The sequence below is a fragment of the Sphingomonas sp. NFR04 genome (assembly GCF_900114095.1).
Classification (GTDB): Bacteria; Pseudomonadota; Alphaproteobacteria; order Sphingomonadales; family Sphingomonadaceae; genus Sphingomonas.
Genome location: NZ_FORV01000006.1, coordinates 48,852 through 69,609, shown reverse-complemented (window position 1 = coordinate 69,609; position 20,758 = coordinate 48,852). Strand labels below are relative to the sequence as shown.

Below are 20,758 nucleotides of genomic sequence, written 5' to 3'. Positions count from 1 at the left end.
GCATCCTTGATCGGGGAACCGCCGGGGCCCGGCGGGCGGCGCCGGCCTAAGCGCGTGGCCGGAGCCGATCAATCAACGACATGATGACAACAGTAACAGAATGGAAAGCACCACAGCATGAAGCGCCAGGCCGAAATGACGCTCGACGTGGGCTCGCCGCTCAAGCTGGTGCGCTTCGCCTCGCACGAACGACTGAGCAGCTTGTTCACGATCACCGCCGAGATCGTCGTGCGCGACAAGGTGGATTTCCTGCCGCGGCTCGGCAATGCTGCCAAGATCGAGCTCTTCGAGCTGGATGCGCATGTGCGCTACTTCCACGCGCAGCTCGCCGAAGCGCATTTCCTGCACGAGGAGGACCAGGGCTATCACTACAGGCTGGCACTGCGGCCCTGGCTGCACCTGCTGGACCATAATGTCGCCTATCGCGTGTTCGAGGAGCGCAGCGTCGTCGATATCCTCAAGGCGGTGCTGGAGCCTTATAGCCGCCACGTCGATTTCGGCGGGCTGACCGGCAGCTATCGGCCCTGGAAATATTGCACCCAGTATCGCGAGAGCGACTTCGCCTTCGTCTCGCGGCTGATGGAGCGCGAGGGGATCTATTATTATTTCCGCCACGAGGCGGGCGAGCATGTGCTGGTGCTGTGCGACTCCCCCTCGGCGCACAAGCCGGCACCCGGCTATGCCACGGTCAAGCTGCGCCCCGACTGGTCGGGCGGCAGCGGCGGCCTCGCCGAAGCGCTGTGGGACTGGCACGAGCATGTCCGCAGCGGCGGCGAGCGGCGCTACCTGCTGCAGAGCTTCGATTACGAGGCAAGCACGGTGCGCGAGGGCGAGAAGCAGGGGCCCACGCGCAACAAGGCGGACAGCCAGGAGGTGCATCGCTACACCGGCGATTTCGTCGAACCCGCGCTGGCGCAGCATTGGGCGGAGGTGGCGCTGCAGGCGGCGCGGGCCGGACAGCGTGTCTATACCGGCACCGGCGATGCGATCGGGCTCGCCTGCGGCGGGCGGTTCACGCTCGATTCGCAGGACGCCTTCGATCGTGGGGCCGAGTTCGTCGTCACCGCGCTCGACATGGCGATCGAGGCCGAACCCTATCGCACCGGTGCCGACGCGACGCCGCGCCGCGTCTCGATCGAGGCAGTTCCCGGCGACACGCCCTGGCGCGCGTCCGCAGTCACGCCCGCACCGATTGCCGGGCCCGAAACCGCGATCGTGGTCGCCGGCGGCGCCGATGACAGCAATGTCGATCCGCAGGGTCGCGTGCGGGTGCGCTTCCTGTGGAAGCGGTCGTCGGAGGGGGAGGAGAAGGCGCGCTCCTGCTGGCTGCGCGTCTCCTATCCCTCCGCAGGTGCCGGGTTCGGCCATGTCGCGCTGCCGCGTACGGGCGAAGAGGTGATCGTCGACTTTCTCGACGGCAACCCCGATCGCCCGATCCTCACCGGCCGCGTCTACAATTCGGAACACGTGCCGGCCTATGCGCTGCCCGAGCACCGCACGCGGTCGCTCTACCGCTCGCAGACGATCGGCGCGAGCGGCAGCTATGCCGGTGCGGAAGGCGGCGCGCCGGGCGGGCGCGGCTATAACGAGCTGCATTTCGAGGACAAGGGCGGGGCCGAGCAGGTCTATCTCCGCGCCCAGCGCGACCGCCTCGCCGAGGTGATGCTCGACGACGAACTGCGCGTACGGCGCGACCGCAAGACGCGGGTGGGGCGGGACCGCACGACCGAGGTGCACGGCGACGACAGCGTGTCGGTCGAGACCGGCAATCACAGCCTCGACGTCGCGCGCGGCGGCGCCGACATCACGGCAGCCCGGGAGATCAAGCTTACGGTGGGGCTCAACACCATCGTCATGAACGAAGCGGCGATCACCCTGCGCGTCGGCATGAACAGCGTCATGATCACCCAGGGGGGGATCGTGCTCAACGGCCTGACCATCACCGGCAACACGACGGGGGCACTGACGCTCAACAGCCTCGGCACCGCCACCGTCACGGCTGCGGGACTGCTGACCCTGATCGGCGGATCGCTGGTGATCCTGTGAGCTGGCCGCGCACCATCTGGGCGCAGGCCCGCCAGATCAACGCGCTGCTGCGCTGGCCGGCGCTGCCGGGCGACGACGCGCCGCCCGAACATTTTTTCGAGCGGCTTCGCGCCGAGGGCAAGGCCGCCGAAGCGGCGCTGTTCCTCGGCCAAGCGCTGCCGCGGTTCGAGGCGGTGTTCTGGGCGGCACAGGTGGCCGCGCCGGTCGCGACCCCCGAAGACGCCGCGGCAATGGCGACGGTGCAGGCGTGGCTCGCCGATCCCGCAGAGCCCCAGCGCCGCGCCGCCGGGGCGGCGGCCCTGCACGGTCGGCCGGCGGCCGCCGCGACCCTGGCCGCCAGCGCGGTGTTCCATTCGGGCGGCTCGATCGCGCCGCCCGACCAGCCGCCCGCGCCACCACCGCGTGCGGTCGCCGGCACGCTGGCCGCCGTCGCCGTGCTCGCCGCGGTCGCCACCGCCTGCCGGGATCACCGCGCCGCGCTCGACCATGCCCTCGACCTCGGAACGGCCCTCGCGCGACGCGAGGCGGAGACCACCCCATGACGCTGACTCTTACCCTCCAGCCGGGCACGTCGCCCGTGCCCGACCAGCCCGCCCCGCTGCACCTGGACGGGCATGGCGCGCTGATCGGCCGCTCGCCCCATGCCGACTGGCACCTGCCCGACCCGCGCCACCACATCTCGTCGCGCCACTGCGAGATCGGCTATCGCGACGGCGCCTATCTGCTCATCGACCTGAGCACCAACGGCACCTTCGTCAACGATTCCGCCGAGCGGCTGACGGCGCCGCATGTGCTGCGCGACGGCGACCGGATCGCGATCGGCGACTATCGGATCGCGGTATCACTCCCCGCCGAGGCGAGCGCCGGCACGCAAATCGAGATGGCGGCCCCGGCACCGGCAGGGTCGCCCTGGGGCAGCTGGGACCCGCCCTCGCCGCCCGCCACACCCTCGGGCTGGGACGAGCTCCCTGCCGCGCCACCGCCCGACTCCGGCATCTGGGCAGTGCCCGAGCCGCAGCGCGCGCCGTCCGACTGGGCCAGCGCGCCGCGGGAAGGCACCCAGCCGTCCGCACCCGACCTTTGGGGGCAGCTCGCCGCCGAGAGTGCGATCGACTGGTCGCGCGGCGATTTCGCCGCCGCCGAGGCGTGGAGCGCCGCGCAGCAGCCGGCGCCCTTGGCGCTGCCGCTGCAGCCGGAGGACGCCGCGTCTGCCGCGCAGGCTGGCGCCGTCGAAGCCCGTCCCGCCCCCCTGCCTGCCGCCATCGACGACGACGGTTGGGCGGCGTTCCTCCGCGCCTCGGGGGTGCCTGCGGATCGGCTGCGCAGCCGCCCGGCCGAGGCGCTGGCCGCCGCCGGCGCGATGCTGCGGCAGATGGTCAGCGGCCTGATCCTGATGGTCGACGCCCGCGCCCGCGCCAAGGCGCAGCTCGGCACGCCGGCGACGAGCCTCGAGCTGGAAGGCAACAACCCGATCAAGTTCGTGCGCTCGCCCGAACGCGCCCTGCTCCAGCTGCTCGACGCGCCCGAGCCCGGCTTCATGGATGCCGCCCGCGCGGTGGAGGATGCCTATCAGGATCTCCAGGCGCACCAGATGGCGACGCTGTCGGCGATGCGCGGCGCGCTCAGCCAGACGCTGGCGCAGTTCGCTCCCGACGCGATCCGTGCCCGGCAGCCCGAGCCGGCAGGCCTTGCCCGCTGGTCCCGCCAGGCCCGCGAAGCTGCGCTGTGGCGCGCCTATGTCCGCGATTTCGAAGGCGTGGTGCGCGGTGCCGACGAGGCGTTCATGGACCGCTTCGCCAAGGAATTCCGCACCGCCTATGAGGAGCAGATCGCCGCGATGCGCGGGCGCCTCTAGCCGATCAAGGTGGTCGAATCGCAGCCGATCACGACCACGGTGACATTGTCCGGCGCGCCGCGGGCCAGGGCCAGTGCGACGAGCGCGTCGGCGGCGCGGCGCGGATGCTCGGTGGCGAGCGTCTGCGCGATTTCGGCATCGTTGACGATGCGCGTCAGCCCGTCGCTGCATAGCAGGAACACATCCCCCGCCAGCACCACCTCGTCACGCATGTCGACATTGAGCCGCGGCTCCACCCCGACGGCGCGCGCAAGGACATGCGCCATCGGATGCTGCTCCGCCTCGTCGCGGGTGAGGAGCCCGCGCGCGACCAGCTGCTCGACCTGAGAATGGTCGGTGGTGAGCTGATCGAGCACCCCCTCGCGCAGGCGATAGACGCGGCTGTCCCCCACCCACATCACCCGCGCCCGCCCCTCGCGGGCGAGCAGCAGCGCGACGGTGGAGCCGATCGTCGCCCCCTTCGCGCCGGTGGCGGCATAGATTCGCGCGTTGACGGCGAGCAGCGCGGCGCGCGCGGCGGCGGCGGCCTCCTCGAACGTCTCTGGCAGCGGCGCGGCTTCGAGCGCGGCGGCGATGGTCGAGGACGCCCATTGGCCATGCGCATGCCCGCCCATGCCATCGGCGACCAGCCACAGCCCGTCGCGCAACCGCGCCGCCCAGCTATCCTCGTTCACCCGGCGCACGCAGCCGACATCGCTGCGCGCGCCCTGTTCGAAGCGAAGCCGCGTCGCGATCGTCATCGGCCGATCCAGTCGTGCCGCCAGTCGGTCATCTGCGGCGCAGGCGCGGCGGGATCGGCGACGCGCGCCGCGCAGGCCGGGAGGAATGCGTCCAGGTCGAGCGCGGGCGCGAAGGCAGTGTCCATCACGTCCGCCATCGCCGCGGCCAAGCCCGCAAGGAACAGGGGTGCCGGGGTGCCGATGCCCTTGCGTCCCAGCACCAGCGGGAAGCGGCGGCCATGGCTGTCGCACGCGGGCGCGATGCAGCCTGCCTGCCAGCTTCCGTCCGCCAGCGACAGGCCGAAGCGCCACGGTGGAGTGGCGTCGAACGCCGTCTCGAAGCCATTGCCGAGCCGCGCGGCACCCTCTGCCATCACCGCGCAGCACCAGGCGTCCCAGTGCAGGCGTTCGGCCGACGGGAGGCCGCGACTGGTGAACTCGCCGCGCGACGGCAGCTTGCCGAACAGGAAGGCCGTGCCGCTCATAGCCGCTCGGGGCAACGGAAGGCGAAGGGACCGCCGCGGCCGAACGGGCTTTCGCTGCCCGGCAGCGCCATGGTCAGGCTCGTGGCCTGCGCACCCTCGCCGAAGCCGAGCCGGAGCGTCGACGGTCCCGCATTCGCCACCCGCGCGCGATCGACCAGGCGGAACAGCGCCCAGCTGCCGCGCGTCTCGATGGTCGAGAGGATGCGCGGATCGGCCGATAGCTGCAGGCTCGCGCTCGGCAGGGCGCTCGCCGACCACAGCACCGGCTTGGGATCGCGCGTGGCGGCATCGAAGCGATAGCTGGCGCCCCCGGCGGCGAATTGCACCGCACGCACCTCGGGCCCAAGCTGCGCCAGGCCGACATTGACCGCGATCCCGCCGGCGAGCAGCGCGCGGATCGCCGCCGCCTTCTGGAACTGGGCGGCGCTGCTCGCGGCGAAGCTCGCGGCGACCGGGTCCCCCGACTTCCAACGCCAGACCGGCCCGGACAGGTCGAGCAAGGCCAGCAATCGCTGCTGCACGAATCGGTCGAGCGTGCCGCCCATGGCGAAGACCTGCTGCACCTCGGCCAGCGGAGCATCCTGGGTGGCACCGGCCGCGAAGGGATAGCGGCCCCGCGTTGCCGCCAGGCAGGCGGGCAGCACGTCGCGCGCATATTCCGCGCCCAGCGCCGTCTGCGCCGACCGCGCCGCGGCGCTGGCACCGCTGCGGGTCGCCTGTCGCGCGAAGTCCTGGAGCTGCGGGGGTGCCGAGGCGCCGCTGGTCGTCAGGTCGCCGAGCGCTACCGCCAGCTGCCCCTGCGCCGCGTCGCTGCCGAGCGAGGCACCCGCCACGCTCGTCGCCGACCGTGCCGAGGCCGCCTTGCGCACCCCGTCCACCAGCGCATCCACCGGCGCGGGTCCCGAGCCCTCGCCGGCGTAGCGGGCGAGATCGGCGAAATGCGCGGTGATCGTGCCGCCGGCATCACCCGCCTGTCCGCCCTCGCTGCCCAGCCGGGTGTTGCGGGCGACATCCTGGAGCAGCACCTTGAGCGGCGACGGGGTGCGGGTGAACGCGCCCAACGCGGCCGGGCTGCCGAAATAATCGGCCGGCTGGACCTGGGCGAGCAGCCCGTCCCAGGCGGCGATCGCGTCGCGGGCATAGGCAGCGGCGACCGCCGCCCGCAGCGCCGGCACCTGCGCGCGGATCGACTGCCGCGCCGCATCGGGCCCCAGCACCCACAGGCTGTTGCCGAGCTCGGCCTGCACGTCGGCGAGCCCCGGGCGATAGGCCTTGGCATAGCCCTCGCGCGTGAAGAACCACGGCACCTGCGCCTCGAGCAGCGCACCGCCACCCCGGAACGCCTGCGCGTCGCCGCTGGCGAGCACGCCGCCAGGCTGCCAGTCTGGCCGGCCGCTGGCCGCCGCGCGCGTCCGCAGCTCGGCATAGGCGCGATCGGCGAGCGACAGCGTCTGCACCGCGGCGCGGGTCGAGGCGACCAGCGCGCCGTCGAGCGGCGCACGCCGGTTCGGCCAGACGCGGCCGAGATCGGGATCGGCGAGCAGCGCATCGAGGTGCCGGGCGAGATCGGCGCGGAGATCGGCACGGTCGTCGCCGGCGAGCGGGCCGGTACGCCAGTCGGCGATCGCCCAGGCGCGCACCGCCCGCGAGTCGAGCGGACCCTGGCCGCCGAGCATCAGATAGACCTTGAGCGGCTCGTAGAGCGCCGCCGGCGTCGCCGCATCGGCGCGCAGCACCTGCTGGAGCCGGAGCAGCAGCCGGGGCAGCAGGATGCGCTGCAGCCCTTCGAGATAGGCGCCCCGCGCGGTCATGGCATGGCCCGACTGGAACAGCCCCAGCCGCATTCGCCACGACGGATCGCCCTGCGCCTGGTCGGCGAAGCCGCGCGGCAGCGCACGCAGCCGGTCGAGCACCGGCAGCACCTGTTCGAGATCGGGATCGCTGGCGCGAACCTCGACCAGGTCGATTCCCGATGTGCCGATCTGGCCGGAAATCGACTGCGCCTGCGTGGCGAGATCGGCCTGCAGCGCCTTGTTGCGCGCGAAGCTGCCTGCCCAGAGCGCGCTCATCGCCACGACCAGCAGCACCATGCCCCCGAATACGCCCGCCAGCACCGCGCGCCGCCGCCGCTGCACGGCGGGGGCCGACCGGACCAGGCCGGCTTCGGGGATCACTACCTCAGTGAGCAGCCGGTTGAGGAAATAGGCGCGGCCCTGCCCTTCGCGCGCGGGCGACTGCGGCGCATCATACACCGCCGCCATCGCGCTCAGCACGCGATCGAGCGTCGCGCCTTCCTGCACGCCGCTGGCGAAATAGAAGCCGCGGAAGTCGCCCGCGCCGTCGCCATCGGCGAGAAACGCGCCCTCGACCAGATAGACCAGCCGCTGGCGCAGCGAGGCCATCTGCGCTGGGAAAGCGAGGATGCGGGCGCGACGCGCGGCGTCTGGCTCTTGATGCAAGCGGCGCGGCAGCCGCTGCCACAGCGCCTGCACCACGCGGTCGAACTCCGCCGCGACCTCGGGCCCATCGGGCAGGCTGCCGGACTCCAGCGTGGCGCCGAGCACGGCGCGTCGGCCCTCGGCGCTGAGGTCTCCGAAAAAGTCGGTGAAGCCCGCCAGCAGATCCGCCTTGGGCAGCAGCAGATAGACCGGCACGTCCACCTGCAGCGTGCGGCGCAGCTCCGCCAGCCGCTGGCGGATTGCCGCCGCGTGCGCGTCCAGCGTGGCGCGGTCCGCACTGCCCAGCATGTCGGTGGCCAGCGCGACGAGGATGCCGTTGATCGGCTGGAGCGGCCGGTGGCGGCGCAGCAGGTCGAGGAAACCCCGCCAGCCCGCCGCATCGGTGCCAGCCTCGGCATCCTGCGTGGTGTAGCGCCCGGCGGTATCCACCAGCACGGCCTCGTCCGCAAACCAGAAGTCGAGGTTGCGCGTGCCGCCCACGCCCTTCAGCGCGCGCTTTGCCCAGGGGAAGCGCAGCCCGGACTGGACCAGTGCCGTCGTCTTGCCCGCACCCGGCGGGCCGATGATGACGTACCAGGGCCGGTCGTAGAGATAGGCGCGCCGCGATCCCGACAGCGACTTCAGCTCGGCCAGCGCCTCGCGCATCCGCGCGGCGAGCGTGCGCGTTTCCTCGGCCCCCTCTTCCGCGTCGGTCGCCGCCAGCCCCTCGGCCAGGCCATCGGCCGCGCGCTTGCCGCGCCACCAGCGCCGCAGCACCGCAAGCCCGAAGCAGAGCGCGACCAGACCGACCAGCGCGAGCCGGATCCAGGTCGCGCGGAACAGCGGGAACAGCGTCGGCAGGCCGAACAGCACGATCAGCGCGAGGACCGCCGCCGCGGACGCGCTCACCGCCATCCAATTGCGCATCAGCTTCTGCATGGTCTTATCCGTTCCGCGCGATCACGATTTCGACGCGCCGGTTCTGCGCCTTGCCTTCGGGCGTGGCGTTGGGCGCGATCGGCTGGGTCGCGCCGAAGCCCTGCGCCTGCACCCGCGCCGGATCGGCGAGCCGCGCTCGCAGGATCGCCGCGACCGTTTCCGCCCGCGCCTTCGACAGCGCGACATTATCGGGGAAGGTCAGGCTCGCGACGGGATCGCTGTCGGCATGGCCCTCCACCCGGATCTGGCCCTTCTCGCCGGCCACGGCCTCGGCAATCTTCTCGAACAGCGCCTGCCGGCCCGGCGCGAGCTGGTCCGAGCCCGAGCGGAACAGGGTGCCGACGGTGGTGCGCACCCGCACGCTGTTGGGGTCCTGCTCGACCACGACCAGCTTCCGCGCGATCGCGTCGGCGAGGAACGCCTGGAGCCGCTGCTGTTGCGCCCCCACCGGCACCGCGACGGGGGCCGCCGCGCGCGAAAGGCGCAGGGGCTGCTCGGGGTTGAGCGCGAGCAGCGCGGTCATTGCCGGCTGGCCAGTCTGGATCAGCACCAGCCGGAAGGCGAGCACGACCAGCAGCAGCACGCCGAGCGCGATGCTCGCCGCCAGCCCGATCGGCGCCCAGAAGCCGATCCGCCCCCGCGCCGTCGGCGTGCCGCGCCAATGCGGCACCAGCTCGGTCTCCGATAGCCCGCGCGCGGCGGGGATCGCGGCATAGGCGCTCGCCAGGATCGCGCTGCGCTGGCCGCGCTCGTCGTGCGCGACCCGATAGCGTCCCTCGAACCCTGCGGCGAGGCAGGCATGGTAGAGCTCGATCAGCTCGGCATGCGCCGCCGGTTGCGCCAGCATCTCGCGCAGCAAGGCCCAGAAACGGTCGCCGCCGATATTCTCGCCGAAGCCGCGCACCACCATGCTCCGCCGCGCCCATTCGGCGCCGTCAGCGGCCTGGCCGGGCAGGTTCTGGGCAATGTCGTCGACCGTCGCATAGACGGCGTAGCGCGCCCGGCGCTGGGTCTCGGCGTCATGGCCGCCGCCCGCGATCGCCGCATCGAACCGCTGTGCGGCGGCGGAGGCGCGGCGGTGCAGCGACGGCAGGTCGAGCGCGATCCGGCCCGAGCGCGCCGACGCGATCAGCGCGAGCAGCGGCGCGGCGGCCACGACGATCGGATTGTGCGCGCGCACCGCGACCGGCGGCTCGGGGAAATCCTCGTCGGCCGGGGGCGGCGCCGCCTGCGTCTCGGCAAGCCGCGCACGCGCCTGCTGCAGCGGCGTCGGCTGGAAGACGGTGTGGCCGTCGCTTCCCAGAGCGTCGTCGTTCATCGCGGTGCCTTCTTCACGCACCAGAGCTCGAGCCGCAGCTCGGGCCAGTCGCCGGCGACGTGCAGCCCCAGCGCGGGCGCGGCGGCGAGCGCCGGCCAATCGGCTGCCGAGCGGTCGAGCTCGAAATAGACATGCCCCGGCAGCGCGCGGATCTGCGGGGGCGGGGTCGGCGTGTGGCGCAGCGGGATGCCGGCCAGCGCCGAATCGACGATCTGCCGCATCTTCTGCACCGGCCCGATCTTGGCGACCGAGGGGAAGCGCGCGCGCAGATCCTCCAGCGACATGCGCGCCGAGGCGACCAGATAGAAATAGCCGGTCTGGAACAGCGCCGGATCGGTGATCCGCGCGGTATAGGCCCCCGGCCCCGCCTGGACGAGCGGCAGCTGGACCGCGGCGCGATCATAGACCGCCGACAGCGCCGCCTGGATCGCCTCGACCACCGGCTCGAACGTCTCGCGCAGGTGGAGATGGTCATAGGCCGGGAAGGGCGGCGGCTGGCGTTCGGGCCGGGTGAGCGTCGCCAGTTCGCCGGCCATGCCGAGCAGCGCCTCGTACAGCCGCTCGGGATGCACCATCGGCAGGCCGGCCAGATGCGCGAGCTGCGGGCGCCAGCGGTTGAGCGCCTGGAGCAGCAGGAAATTGGCGATGCTCTCGGCCCCCGCCTCCGCCGCCTCGACCGCGCGCAGGGCGAGTTCCTCCACCCGCTGCCCCGCCCGGCCCAATATGTCGGCGAGGAAGCCGGCAAGCCGCGGGCTCGCGCGCAGGTCGAGCGCAGGTGGAATGTGGCGCTCGTCGAACTGGATCGCGCCGTTCCGCACCTCGCGCACCCGCGCCAGCTCGAGCGTGACGCGGCCATAGGTCTGGTCGCGGGTGATGCCGAAGCGCAGATTTGGACGCGCCATCTCGATCGGTTCGCTCGCCCGCTCTTCGGAAAACACGTCGGCGACATCGCGGGTGTCGACCAGATAGCGCGCGCCCTCGGCGCCGGCGGCATCGACGTCGCGGAACGCCACCGCGCCGGGCTGGTGCGCCGGTAGCGTCAGCTGGATGCCGGCGTCGCGCGCATCGGCGGGGATGTCGATCGGCGGCGGCGGCGGCAACGTGCCGGGGATGGCGAACTGCAGTCCGTCGGGCAGCACGCCCGAGAGCTTCTCGATCGCGAACTTGCCGAGCGCGGCGAGATCCTGGTTGATCACCAGCTCGGTCACGCCCCAGCGATAGGGTCCCGCATGCCGCACACTGCCGGCGAACTGCGCGTCGAGATGGCGCTCCAGCTGCTGGAAATGCTGCTGGCGAAGGAACAGCCCCTCGCGCCAGGCGACGCGGCCGTCAGCGGACAAGGTGCGCGCTTCCGCGGCGGCAGCAGAAATTCCCGGCTCGAAACACATCCACTCCCAACTACAGGTGGCGACCGTCGCGCCGGCTGTGCCCGAAAGACGGTTTCACCCGCATGTCGGATCGGGTGGGGGCGGTTACGGCTGTAGTGTTGGCGCGACGGTAAGCGGCTGCAGCGCGGCGGCGAGCGCGCCCGGATCGAGCGGTGCGGCGAGCGGCACCGGCGCGAACGCCTGCCCGCTTGCCGGCCGCATCAGGAGCAGCACGCCAGGGTGCAGGCCCGCCGGCCCTGCCGGCAGGAAATGACGTACCGCGTCCGACGCGTCGACCAGCAGCACCGCATCGGCACCCGCCCGATCCGCCTGCGCGCCGATGTCCGCGCGCGCGGGATCGACGCTCACCGGTTCGTACCCGAGCTGCGCCACCAGATCCTCGACCGCATCGCGCATCGCCTCTGGCGCGACCACCAGCACGCACTCGCCATTGCCCGATAGCGGCGGCGCCGCCTGCTGCACCGGTACGGGCAACTGCGCCCGCATCGCCGGCAGCCAGATATGGAAGCTGCTGCCTTGACCGCGTTCGCTGCAGACGTCGATCGTTCCGCCATGTGCCTGGACGATCTCCCACGCCGTCGAAAGGCCCAGCCCGGTGCCACCCTGCCGCCCGGTGAAGAAGGGCTCGAAGAGCCGCGACTGGGCGCCGGCGGCGATGCCGCATCCGCGATCCGCGATCGTGACCACCGCATAGTCGCCCGCCTCCAGGCTGCCATGGCTGAACGTGCGCGGCCTGCATTCGGTACGCAAGCCGAGCGTCACGTCGACATGCGGGTCTGCCGGCGATGCGTGAAAGGCGTTGTTGCAGACGTTCATGAACACCTGCTGGAGCTGCGCGGCATTGCCCTGCACTTCGCGCGCCGCGGGCCAATCCTGCGCGACGAAGCTGATCGTCCCCCGCCCCGCCGCCTGCACGAGCCGCACCGTCTCCTCCACCAAGGCCTGCAGCGCCAGCGGCCTGTATTCGGCATCATGCCCCCGCCCGAAGGCGAGGATCTCATCGACCAGCTCACGGGCACGATCGACCGCCTGGCGGATTTCCGACAGGTCCTCCCGCACCACCTGGTTGCGGCCGGCATGGATCTCGGCGATCTCGCTGAAGCCGCCGATCGCGCCGATGATGTTGTTGAAGTTGTGCGCGACGCCGCTCGCCACCGCGCCGATCGCCTCCATCCGCCGCGCGCGGGCCAGCCGCAGCTCGAGCTGGAGGCGGGCGCGCTCCAGCCCGTCGCGTCGCAGCGCCTGCAGGATCGCCGCCTGCGCCATGCGAAGTCCGGCGATCACGTCGGACCGGCCGCGATCGGTATCGTGGCGCTCGAAGCCGAGCAGCGCCGGCACCGGCGTGTGCGCCCGGATCAGCAGGAGCGACGTCGTGCCGCGCGCCAGCAGCATCGCGCCCAGCGCGGTGTCCGCGCCGTGCGGCAGCGCGAGATGGAGCACGTCCTCCTCCCACAGCGGCGTGTCCTGCGCGGCGGCCGCTACGCGCGCGGGCCAGCCATCGCTCAACCGGCCATCGCTGCTCCAGATATAGGCACGACCGACCTGATAGCCCTGCAGGACGAGATAGGCATCGGTGGCGCCGGCATGGGCGGCAAGTCGCTGCAGCGCATCCCCGATCCGCTGCTCGAGCTGTTCCGACGAGACTTCGAGCAGCAGGCTGGCGACGGTGGCGCTCAGTCGCTCATTCTCGCGGCGGCGTCGCCGCTCCCGCGACTGCACGCGAAGCGCAGCAAGCAGGGCGAGCCACAGGATCCCCGCCGCGGCGCCGGCGGCGAGCAGCCCCAGAAAGGCCCGCTGGTGCCGCGCTTCGATGCGCCGCTGGTGCTCGACGATCAGCCGGCGAACGGTCTCCAGGTCCCCGTCGCGACCGCCCTCGCGCACCGCATCGAGGATCGCGTCGACGCGCGGCAACAGCGCGATCAGCAGGCGGCCATGGGCAATCAGCTGGCCTTCGAGGTCACTGTGCGCCCCCGCCACGCGCGCCAGCGCCATCTGCGCCGCCGCCACCGCCGCCGGGCTGGTATCGAGCGTCAGCCGAAGGAAACGGGCCGAGACCGTGCCGGCCCGGGGCGAATCCTGCAGCAGGTTGCACAGCGCCGTGACCCGGGCGAGCGAGTTTTGCAGCAGCGCATTCTCGCTCTTGAACTCCTCGGCCATTCCCTCGGCCGCCCGCGTGTGATCACCGAGTCGCGATACGGCGCGACGCAGCGGCGCGTCGTCGCCCGCGAGATCGGCAAGCCGCGCGATGCTGGCGTCCGCGCTTGCCAGATCCTGGTTGATCATGTCGTAGTTGCGCAGCAACCCGATCCGCGCGCTCAGCATGTCGCGGGTGAGCGAGCGGTCGGCAAAGGCGTAGCGCTCGATCGACCGGTTCGCCTCCACCGCCCAGCCATCGCCCATCGTCCGCATTCGCGCCGCCGCCCCGAACAGCAGCACCGCCGCCAGCGCAGTCGTCGCGGCCGCGGCGCGCAGCATGGCGGCCGACTTCACTTGCCGCGGCTCGGCAGCGGCGGCCGAACGGGCTTGCCCTGATAATTGCCGGTGAGGGTGCCGAGAAAGGCAACGATATCGTCGACCTCCTGCGGCGACAGCGCGAGGTCGAGCTGCGCCCGCCCCATCGCGCGCACCGCGTGTCGCAGCGTGGGTGCACTACCGTCGTGAAAATAGGGCGCGCTTGCCGCCACGTTGCGCAGGCTGGGTACCCGCACCAGCACGGGGTCCTGCGAACCGATCGGATGGAAGACGCCGTGGCGCTGCATCAGGTTGCCGCCGACATTGACGCCCTGATGGCAGGAGACGCACCCCAGCGCCTTGAAGCGGGCATAGCCGCGCCGCTCCTGCGCGGACAGCGCCCGGTCGTCCCCGGCAAGCCAGCGATCGAACCGCGCACCTGGCGTGACCAGGCTGCGTTGATAGGCCGCCAGCGCATCGACCAGCGCGGCCTCGTCGATCGGCCGCCCGTACACCGCCTGGAACCGCGCGGCCATCGCCGGATCGCGCCCCAGTCGCGCCACCGCCACCCCGTTGGCCGCCCCCATCAGCGCAGGATCGTCGAGCACCTGCGCGGTAAACCGCTCAAAGGTCTCGCGCCGCCCGCGCCAGTTGAAGCGATAGTTGAGCGCCGCGTTGAACACGGTCAGCGTGTTCATCCGCAAGGCGCCGCCATCCTGGGCGGCATCGGAGTTGCGGCCGCTGGCGCCGCTGGTGCCGAGGTCGTGGCACGAATTGCAGCTCACCGTCTGGCGCTGCGACAGTCGCGGATCGCGGAACAGCAACGCACCCAGCGCCAGCTTGGCCGGCGCGATCGCCGGCGCCGGCGGCAGCGGCGTGATCGGCTCGTCGCGCGAGCGCCATTGCACCGCCAGCGCTGCCCCCGCGCACAGCAGCGCGGCACCGGCAAGGGCTGCGCGGATGGATGCGGGCAGCCTTCGCCTCACACGGTCCGCACGTCGGCATCGAAGACATAGCCGACGCCGCGCTCGGTGCGGATCAGCCGGGGCGCGTCGGCGTCGCGCTCCAGCTTGCGCCGCAGCCGGAGGATCTGCACGTCGATGCTGCGGTCGTACACGTCCTCATGCACGCGCGTCGCCTGCAGCAGACGTTCGCGCGTAAGCGGCCGCCGCGGCGCCGCGACGAACGCGCTGAGCAGCGCGAACTCGCCCTTGGTGAGCGGCACCGTCTCCCCCGTCGGGCTCTTGAGCCGACGCGAGCGCTGGCTGAACACCCAGCCGGCAAATTCGAAGCTCTGCTCCGATTGCCGCGCCGGCTGGAGCCGGTCCATCGTCCGCCGGCGCAGCACCGAGCGGACGCGGGCCAGCATCTCGCGCATTCCGAACGGCTTGGTCAGATAGTCATCGGCGCCGAGTTCGAGGCCGATCACCCGATCCACCTCCTCGCGGCGATGCCCGGTGATCAGGATCACCGGCACCACACTCTTGGCGCGCACTTCGCGGAGCAGGTCGAGCCCGTCCTGATCGCCGAGATTTAGGTCGAGCAGGATGACTTCGGGCTCACGGCCGGCAAGCGCGCGCACGACCCCCTCGCGCCCGGAGACCGCGGTCGCCTGCATGTTGTTCTCGCCCAGATAGGATACGAGCATGCGCTGCATGGCGGGATCATCGTCGACGACGAGGACCCGCGGCGTGCCCGGGACAATGGTGTCCCCAAAAACCTCCGCGTTCATCCTGCCAGGTCCGCCACGACGAGCCGCCGCTCGACGGCAAGGCACAAAAAACTCAGCTTCATACCAATACTCTACCAGAACAGGCGCCGGCTCCACGGAGGTATTTCGATACCGTCTGCTCAAGCCACGCGAGGTTCGAAAAACTGAACAGCTTCGTGCGCGGCCTTGGGACAGGCGCCGTCGAGCCGATTCCGTGGCCGGCTAACGCTTTTTCTTTACCAACGCAGGCCTGCAAGGACAGCAGCTTCCGCAAAAGCTTTGGTTGCGACCGTAACGCAATATCGGAGGAACCCGCTCGCGGTGCAACATAGACCCGGGGATAACTAGACATGGCCTGCGCCCGTGGCGGCCATGCGCACGCCGAACGCACATGCCGAGTTCGCGACGAACGGACGGGCGTGCGCAAGGGCGACCCTGCGCGAGAAAGTGATGCGCGTGCAGCTTGGTCGCAATTTCCAGGCGGGAGCGCCTGGCGGAGACGGAGGGATTCGAACCCTCGGTACCAGTAATCCCGGTACGGCGGTTTAGCAAACCGCTGGTTTCAGCCACTCACCCACGTCTCCGGATGCGCTGAGGTCGAGCCCTATAACGAGCCCTTCGCCCGCAATCAACGGGGATAACCACATGGACGCGAAATCGAGTCGATCAGGCGCCCATTCATTGCCGCGACAGCCCCGCGCGCCTAGGATGGCGGCCGCAAAAGCAGCAGGGTTCGGGAAATTTTGATGATGCGATCGGGTTGGTTCACGCTTCTGGCACTTGCCGTCACCGGGCTGGGCAGCGTGCCCGCCGCCGCCCAGATGACGACGATCGACCCCAATACCGCGATCGATTCGGACCTGAAGTCGCCGCCGCAGCGGCAACAGCCGCAGCAAAGCGCACCGCCGCCCGCGACGACGCAGATGCAGGAATCCTATCCCCCGGCGGACACCGCGCCGCCGCCGGTCGACAGCCCGCCGCCGCCGGTACAGACCGCACCGGCAAGCCCCGTGGCCGCCGATCCCTCGGCAACCACGGCGCGCCAGGCGGCGACCGACACGTTCGAGAAGGACGATCTGCTCGCCGCGGCCGAGGGCACGTTCGGCAAGGGCGCCTCGGGCCTCGCCAAGCTGCTCGAGGACATCCTCAAGGACCAGGGCAAGCCCAACGCCTATATCGCCGGCAGCGAGGCCTCGGGCGCGATCGGCGTCGGTCTGCGCTACGGCAAGGGGCAGATGTTCCACAAGGTGGAGGGGCAGCGCCCGATCTACTGGACCGGCCCGTCGATCGGCTTCGACCTGGGCGGCGACGCCAACAAGGTGTTCGTGCTGGTGTACAACCTCTACGACAGCCAGGAAATCTACAAGCGCTTCCCGCAGGGCGAGGGCCATGCCTATCTGGTCGGCGGCTTCTCGGCCTCGTATCTCCGCCGCGGCGACGTGGTGCTGATCCCGGTGCGGCTGGGCGTCGGCTGGCGGCTGGGCGTCAATGCCGGCTATATGAAGTTCAGCGAAAAGCAGCGCTGGCTGCCTTTCTGATCGGATGCAGGGCGGGGCCGCACGCGCAGCCCCGCCCCCGCGCTCAGCCGAATTCGACGGCTTCGAACTTCACCGGCTCGCCGATCGCCTGGTTGGCGAGCTGGCCTTCCCACATCACCCGGTTGCCGCGGATGATCGTGCCGACCGGGCGGCCGGTGAGCTCCATCCCCGTGAACGGCGACCAGCCGCAGCGCGAGGCGAGCCAGGCTTCGTCCACCGTCCAGCGCGCCTTGAGGTCGACGACGGTGAAATCGGCGTCATAGCCCGGCACGATCCGTCCCTTGCCGACCAGCCCGAAGATCCGCTGCGGACCGGCGCTGGTCAGGTCGATCAGCCGCTGCAGCGTCAGGCGGCCTTCCGCGACATGGTTGAGCATCAGCGGCAGCAGCGTCTGCACGCCCGGCATGCCGCTGGGGCTGTCGGGATAAGCCTTGGCCTTTTCCTCGCGGGTGTGCGGCGCGTGGTCCGAGCCGAGCACGTCGGGCACGCCCTGGCGCAGCCAGTGCCACAGGCCGTCGCGATGCGCGCGCGATCGGATCGGCGGGTTCATCTGCGCATAGGTGCCGATCGTGGGATAGGCCTCCTCGCCCGCCAGCGTCAGGTGCTGGGGCGTGACTTCGCAGGTCGCGATGTCCTTGTTCTGGCCGAGCAGTTCCAGCTCCGCGGGCGTGGTGACGTGGAGGACGTGGATCCGCCGCCGCGCCGCACGCGCCAGCCGCAGGATGCGGCGGGTGGCGAGGATCGCGCTCTCGTCGTCGCGCCACACCGGATGCGAGGAAGGGTCGCCGGGCACGCGCTCGCCGAGCCGTTCCTGCATGCGGAACTCGTCCTCGGCATGGATCGCCACGCGACGATGCCCCGAGGCGAGCACGCGCGCGAGATTGGCGTCGTCGGACACCAGCAGGTCGCCGGTCGAGGCGCCCATGAAGATCTTCACGCCCGCCGTGCCGGGCATCCGCTCCAGCTCCGCCAGATGCTCGGCATTGTTGTTGGTCGCGCCGACATAGAAGGCGTGGTCGCACCACATGCGGTGGTACGCGCGGCTGAGCTTGTCGGCCACTGCCGCCTCGCTGTCGGTATTGGGCTTGGTGTTCGGCATCTCGAACACTGCGGTAACGCCGCCGAGCACCGCCGAGCGGCTGCCGCTCTCCAGGTCTTCCTTATATTCCAGCCCGGGCTCGCGGAAATGGACCTGGCTGTCGATCACACCGGGCAGCACGTCCAGCCCGGTACAGTCGATCGTCTCGCCCGCATCGCCGACATCGCCGATCGCGACGATCTTGCCGCCGGACACGCCGACATCGACCTCCGCCGGTCCGCTCGGGAGATGCACGCGGCCGCCGCGCAGCTTGAGTTCGACATTCGCCATGGCTTGCCTCTTTCGTCAGCGTTTGCCGCGTCCTACCTGTTCGGCATGGACGATACCAGCACCTGGCTCGACGATCGCGCGCTGCTGCGCCTCACCGGCGACGATGTTCGCGGCTTTCTGCAGGGCCTGTTGCCGCAGGACCTGGCCAGCGTCACGCCGCAGACGCCACAATGGGCCGGGCTGCTCACCCCCCAGGGCAAGGCGCTGTTCGATTTCCTCCTCTGGGCGGAGGGCGATGCGATCCTGATCGACTGCGAGGCGAGCGCACGCGACGCCATCGCCCGACGGCTGACCATGTACCGCCTGCGCCGCGCGATCACGATCGAGCCGATCGAGGGCGGCGTGCATTGGTCGCCGTCGCCGCTACCCGGCGCGGTTCCCGATCCGCGGCTGGCGGCGCTCGGCTATCGCTGGCTCGGCGATGCGGCGGGCGAGAGCGCGGCGCACGCCTGGCGGGCACATCGCTTGTCGCTGGGGGTCACCGAAGGCGCCGACGAACTGGGCAGCGACAAGACGCTATGGCTCGAATGCAATGCCCAGGAACTGCACGGCGTCAGCTACACCAAGGGCTGCTACGTCGGCCAGGAGAACACCGCGCGGATGCACTATCGCGCCAAGGTGAACCGCCGACTGGTCGTGGCGCCGCTCGGCGAAGCGGGCGATCGCACCCGCGCTGTCTACCCCGATCTCGGCAAGATGGTGGAGTTCCGCCGCGTCGAAGCGCTGGGCGATGCGGCCCTCCCCGACTGGCTGCGCGCCGCGCTGGCGGCAGAGGGCTGAACGCCGCTCAACCGAGGCGCTTCTGCAGGAAGAGGCGCTGATGGCCGGGCGGGAAATCGTCGATCGTCCCGAAGACGGTGAAGCCCAGCTTCTCGTAAAAGCCGCGCGCCTGAAAGGAGAAGGTGTCGAGCCAGATGCCGACACAGCCATGCGCGCGTGCGATCGCTTCGGCCTGTTCCATTAGCGCGGTGCCATGATCCGCGCCGCGATGGCCTTCGGGGACCGCGAGATACTCGACGAACAGCCAGTCATAGGCGCATTCCCCCCATAGCCCGCCGACCCGCTCGCCTTGTTCGTTCGTCAGCACGATGGCGACGGGCTTGTAGCGCAGATCGCCTGCGCGGGCGATGTTGTAGGCGCGCAGCGGCGCCAGGATCGCATCGCGATCCGCATCGCTGGGCATTTCGGGGATGTGCAGCTGGAGCGTCATCCACCGACCCTGTCGCGGCCGGGGCCGATCCGCAAGCCTCCCGCCGATGGCGCGCCCACCGCGCCCGGGGCAAGCACACAAAAAGAAAGGGAGACCGGTTGCCCGATCTCCCCTCCTTGCTTCCATCCCTTGCGGGAAGGCGGCAATTACATGCCCGAACCCGGACCGTAGGTGATTTCCACGCGACGGTTCTGGAGTTCGCGAACGCCGTCGGCGGTCGGAACGCGCGGGTTGCTCTCGCCGAAGCCCTGGGCCTGCATGGCGGCGTCGGGGATACCCTTGCCACCCATGTAGCTGCGGACCGTGTCGGCGCGACGCTGCGACAGACCAACGTTGTAGCTCGCCGAACCCGAACGGTCGGTGTAGCCGGCGATGACAACCTTGGTGTTGCTGCAATCGGCATAGTTGCTGATCGCATTGTCCAGGATGCTCGCTGCTTCCGGCGTGATGTCCGACTTGTTCCAGTCGAAGAACACGATGTACGGCCCAGGCGTGCAGACCTTGGCTTCCGGAGCCGGGGGCGGCGGAGGCGGCGGAGCCGGCTCAGCAACCGGCGGCGGCGGCGGCGGCGGCGGCGGAGCGACGGGCTCTTCCGGCGCACCGAAGTTGTAGGTCAGGCCGACCAGAAGGCTGTGCGAACGGAAGCGGCCCTTCCACTGGTTGCCGCCGATGTCGATCAGCTTGACATCGGGCGCGTTGAAGAAGCGATACTTCAGCGACACGTCGACATTTTTGTTGATCGGCGCACGGACGCCGGCCAGCGCCTGCCATGCGAACACGGTGTCCGAATCGTCCAGCGTGCTGGCGTTGCCGCTGACGAACAGATTGTTCTTCACGCGCGACACACCCGCACCGCCGCCGACAAAGCCCTGCAGGCCGTTGTCGTCGCCGAAGTCGAGCAGGCCATTGACCATGAACGACAGTGCCGAGGTCTTGCTGCCGGTGTTCTCGTACGAACCCGCCGGGAAGGTGGCGGCAGTGCCGGCACCGGTCACGATCGGAACGCCGACCGCGGTGCGGATCGAGTCACCCGAGACACGGCGATAGCTGACTTCCGCTTCCGCACGGAACGGACCGAAGTCATAGCCGATGGTACCACCGACATCCCAGCCGGCATGGTTGTTGTTCTGCGTCACAGCATCCTGGCTGGCGCCGACGTCGAAGTGAATATCCTCGACGAGCATCGCGCCGCCTTCAACACCCACATACCACGCGTCGTCGCGGGCAAAGGCGGGCGTGCTGAGCGCGGTCGTGGCGAGCGCCAAAGTGACGGCAAGCTTCCGCATCATAA

The 20,758-nt window shown here is 70.7% G+C and carries 16 protein-coding genes and 1 tRNA gene; 5 read left to right on the top strand and 12 right to left on the bottom strand.

Features of this window, described 5'->3' with window-relative positions:
• Positions 1–117: 117 nt before the first annotated feature.
• From BM009_RS16760 to tagH, 3 genes are read left to right on the top strand one after another with little or no spacing between them, the layout of a single operon-like run.
• Positions 118–2,046, top strand: a complete 1,929-nt coding sequence (locus tag BM009_RS16760; protein WP_254772330.1) for a type VI secretion system Vgr family protein — start codon at positions 118–120, stop codon at positions 2,044–2,046.
• Positions 2,043–2,588 carry a DUF6931 family protein gene (locus BM009_RS16755; RefSeq protein ID WP_093297956.1) on the top strand — a complete coding sequence of 182 codons (546 nt, stop codon included), beginning with the start codon at positions 2,043–2,045 and terminating at the stop codon, positions 2,586–2,588. The genes BM009_RS16760 and BM009_RS16755 overlap by 4 nt, the downstream gene beginning before the upstream one ends.
• The gene (gene tagH, locus BM009_RS16750; RefSeq protein WP_093297955.1) at positions 2,585–3,901 is read left to right on the top strand and encodes a type VI secretion system-associated FHA domain protein TagH; all 1,317 of its coding nucleotides are present in this window, start codon (positions 2,585–2,587) and stop codon (positions 3,899–3,901) included. The genes BM009_RS16755 and tagH overlap by 4 nt, the downstream gene beginning before the upstream one ends.
• On the opposite strand, the gene BM009_RS16745 is transcribed toward tagH, so the two are convergent.
• The 9 genes from BM009_RS16745 to BM009_RS16705 form a co-directional block, all read right to left on the bottom strand.
• Complete coding sequence (locus BM009_RS16745) at positions 3,898–4,641, bottom strand: PP2C family protein-serine/threonine phosphatase (protein ID WP_093297953.1); 744 nt, start codon at positions 4,639–4,641, stop codon at positions 3,898–3,900. The two genes, tagH and BM009_RS16745, sit on opposite strands and share 4 nt — an antisense overlap.
• Entirely contained in the window at positions 4,638–5,105 is a 468-nt protein-coding gene (gene tagF / locus BM009_RS16740) for a type VI secretion system-associated protein TagF (protein ID WP_093297951.1), read from the bottom strand. Before tagF ends, BM009_RS16745 begins: the two co-directional genes overlap by 4 nt.
• Positions 5,102–8,482 carry a type VI secretion system membrane subunit TssM gene (tssM, locus tag BM009_RS16735; protein ID WP_093297949.1) on the bottom strand — a complete coding sequence of 1,127 codons (3,381 nt, stop codon included), beginning with the start codon at positions 8,480–8,482 and terminating at the stop codon, positions 5,102–5,104. Before tssM ends, tagF begins: the two co-directional genes overlap by 4 nt.
• Positions 8,483–8,486: 4 nt before the next feature.
• On the bottom strand, positions 8,487–9,800 hold the full coding sequence (gene icmH / locus BM009_RS16730; protein ID WP_093297947.1) for a type IVB secretion system protein IcmH/DotU: 1,314 nt from the start codon (positions 9,798–9,800) through the stop codon (positions 8,487–8,489).
• Positions 9,797–11,140: a type VI secretion system baseplate subunit TssK gene (tssK, locus tag BM009_RS16725; protein WP_254772329.1), complete on the bottom strand. Its 1,344-nt coding sequence runs from the start codon at positions 11,138–11,140 to the stop codon at positions 9,797–9,799. The genes icmH and tssK overlap by 4 nt, the downstream gene beginning before the upstream one ends.
• Positions 11,141–11,272: 132 nt before the next feature.
• Positions 11,273–13,678: a DAHL domain-containing protein gene (locus BM009_RS16720; protein ID WP_093297944.1), complete on the bottom strand. Its 2,406-nt coding sequence runs from the start codon at positions 13,676–13,678 to the stop codon at positions 11,273–11,275.
• On the bottom strand, positions 13,675–14,625 hold the full coding sequence (locus tag BM009_RS16715) for a cytochrome-c peroxidase (RefSeq protein WP_254772328.1): 951 nt from the start codon (positions 14,623–14,625) through the stop codon (positions 13,675–13,677). Before BM009_RS16715 ends, BM009_RS16720 begins: the two co-directional genes overlap by 4 nt.
• Positions 14,622–15,371, bottom strand: a complete 750-nt coding sequence (locus tag BM009_RS16710; protein ID WP_093297942.1) for a response regulator — start codon at positions 15,369–15,371, stop codon at positions 14,622–14,624. The genes BM009_RS16715 and BM009_RS16710 overlap by 4 nt, the downstream gene beginning before the upstream one ends.
• Positions 15,372–15,841: 470 nt before the next feature.
• Positions 15,842–15,934: transfer RNA gene (locus tag BM009_RS16705), tRNA-Ser, on the bottom strand.
• A gap of 162 nt (positions 15,935–16,096) precedes the next feature.
• Between BM009_RS16705 and BM009_RS16700 the strand changes: the two genes are divergently transcribed.
• Positions 16,097–16,888 (top strand): DUF1134 domain-containing protein, encoded by a 792-nt coding sequence (locus BM009_RS16700; RefSeq protein ID WP_093297940.1) that lies wholly within the window; start codon positions 16,097–16,099, stop codon positions 16,886–16,888.
• A 43-nt stretch (positions 16,889–16,931) separates the two neighbouring features.
• On the opposite strand, the gene BM009_RS16695 is transcribed toward BM009_RS16700, so the two are convergent.
• The gene (locus BM009_RS16695) at positions 16,932–18,257 is read right to left on the bottom strand and encodes a dihydroorotase (RefSeq protein ID WP_093297938.1); all 1,326 of its coding nucleotides are present in this window, start codon (positions 18,255–18,257) and stop codon (positions 16,932–16,934) included.
• A gap of 45 nt (positions 18,258–18,302) precedes the next feature.
• Between BM009_RS16695 and BM009_RS16690 the strand changes: the two genes are divergently transcribed.
• Positions 18,303–19,037, top strand: a complete 735-nt coding sequence (locus tag BM009_RS16690) for a CAF17-like 4Fe-4S cluster assembly/insertion protein YgfZ (RefSeq protein ID WP_093297936.1) — start codon at positions 18,303–18,305, stop codon at positions 19,035–19,037.
• Positions 19,038–19,044: 7 nt separating this feature from the next.
• Here the strand turns inward: BM009_RS16690 and BM009_RS16685 are convergent, their stop codons facing one another.
• Both BM009_RS16685 and BM009_RS16680 read right to left on the bottom strand, forming a co-directional pair.
• Positions 19,045–19,467 carry a GNAT family N-acetyltransferase gene (locus BM009_RS16685; RefSeq protein WP_093297934.1) on the bottom strand — a complete coding sequence of 141 codons (423 nt, stop codon included), beginning with the start codon at positions 19,465–19,467 and terminating at the stop codon, positions 19,045–19,047.
• Between the two features lie 146 nt (positions 19,468–19,613).
• Entirely contained in the window at positions 19,614–20,753 is a 1,140-nt protein-coding gene (locus BM009_RS16680) for an OmpA family protein (protein WP_093298191.1), read from the bottom strand.
• Positions 20,754–20,758 lie beyond the last annotated feature (5 nt).

Coding starts and splice junctions, on each gene's coding strand:
- BM009_RS16760 (WP_254772330.1), top strand. CDS start 118: ATGAAGCGCCAGGCCGAAATGACGCTCGACGTGGGCTCGCCGCTCAAG.
- tagH (WP_093297955.1), top strand. CDS start 2,585: ATGACGCTGACTCTTACCCTCCAGCCGGGCACGTCGCCCGTGCCCGAC.
- BM009_RS16745 (WP_093297953.1), bottom strand. CDS start 4,641: ATGACGATCGCGACGCGGCTTCGCTTCGAACAGGGCGCGCGCAGCGAT.
- tagF (WP_093297951.1), bottom strand. CDS start 5,105: ATGAGCGGCACGGCCTTCCTGTTCGGCAAGCTGCCGTCGCGCGGCGAG.
- tssM (WP_093297949.1), bottom strand. CDS start 8,482: ATGCAGAAGCTGATGCGCAATTGGATGGCGGTGAGCGCGTCCGCGGCG.
- icmH (WP_093297947.1), bottom strand. CDS start 9,800: ATGAACGACGACGCTCTGGGAAGCGACGGCCACACCGTCTTCCAGCCG.
- BM009_RS16710 (WP_093297942.1), bottom strand. CDS start 15,371: ATGAACGCGGAGGTTTTTGGGGACACCATTGTCCCGGGCACGCCGCGG.
- BM009_RS16700 (WP_093297940.1), top strand. CDS start 16,097: ATGATGCGATCGGGTTGGTTCACGCTTCTGGCACTTGCCGTCACCGGG.
- BM009_RS16695 (WP_093297938.1), bottom strand. CDS start 18,257: ATGGCGAATGTCGAACTCAAGCTGCGCGGCGGCCGCGTGCATCTCCCG.
- BM009_RS16690 (WP_093297936.1), top strand. CDS start 18,303: ATGGACGATACCAGCACCTGGCTCGACGATCGCGCGCTGCTGCGCCTC.
- BM009_RS16685 (WP_093297934.1), bottom strand. CDS start 19,467: ATGACGCTCCAGCTGCACATCCCCGAAATGCCCAGCGATGCGGATCGC.
- BM009_RS16680 (WP_093298191.1), bottom strand. CDS start 20,753: ATGCGGAAGCTTGCCGTCACTTTGGCGCTCGCCACGACCGCGCTCAGC.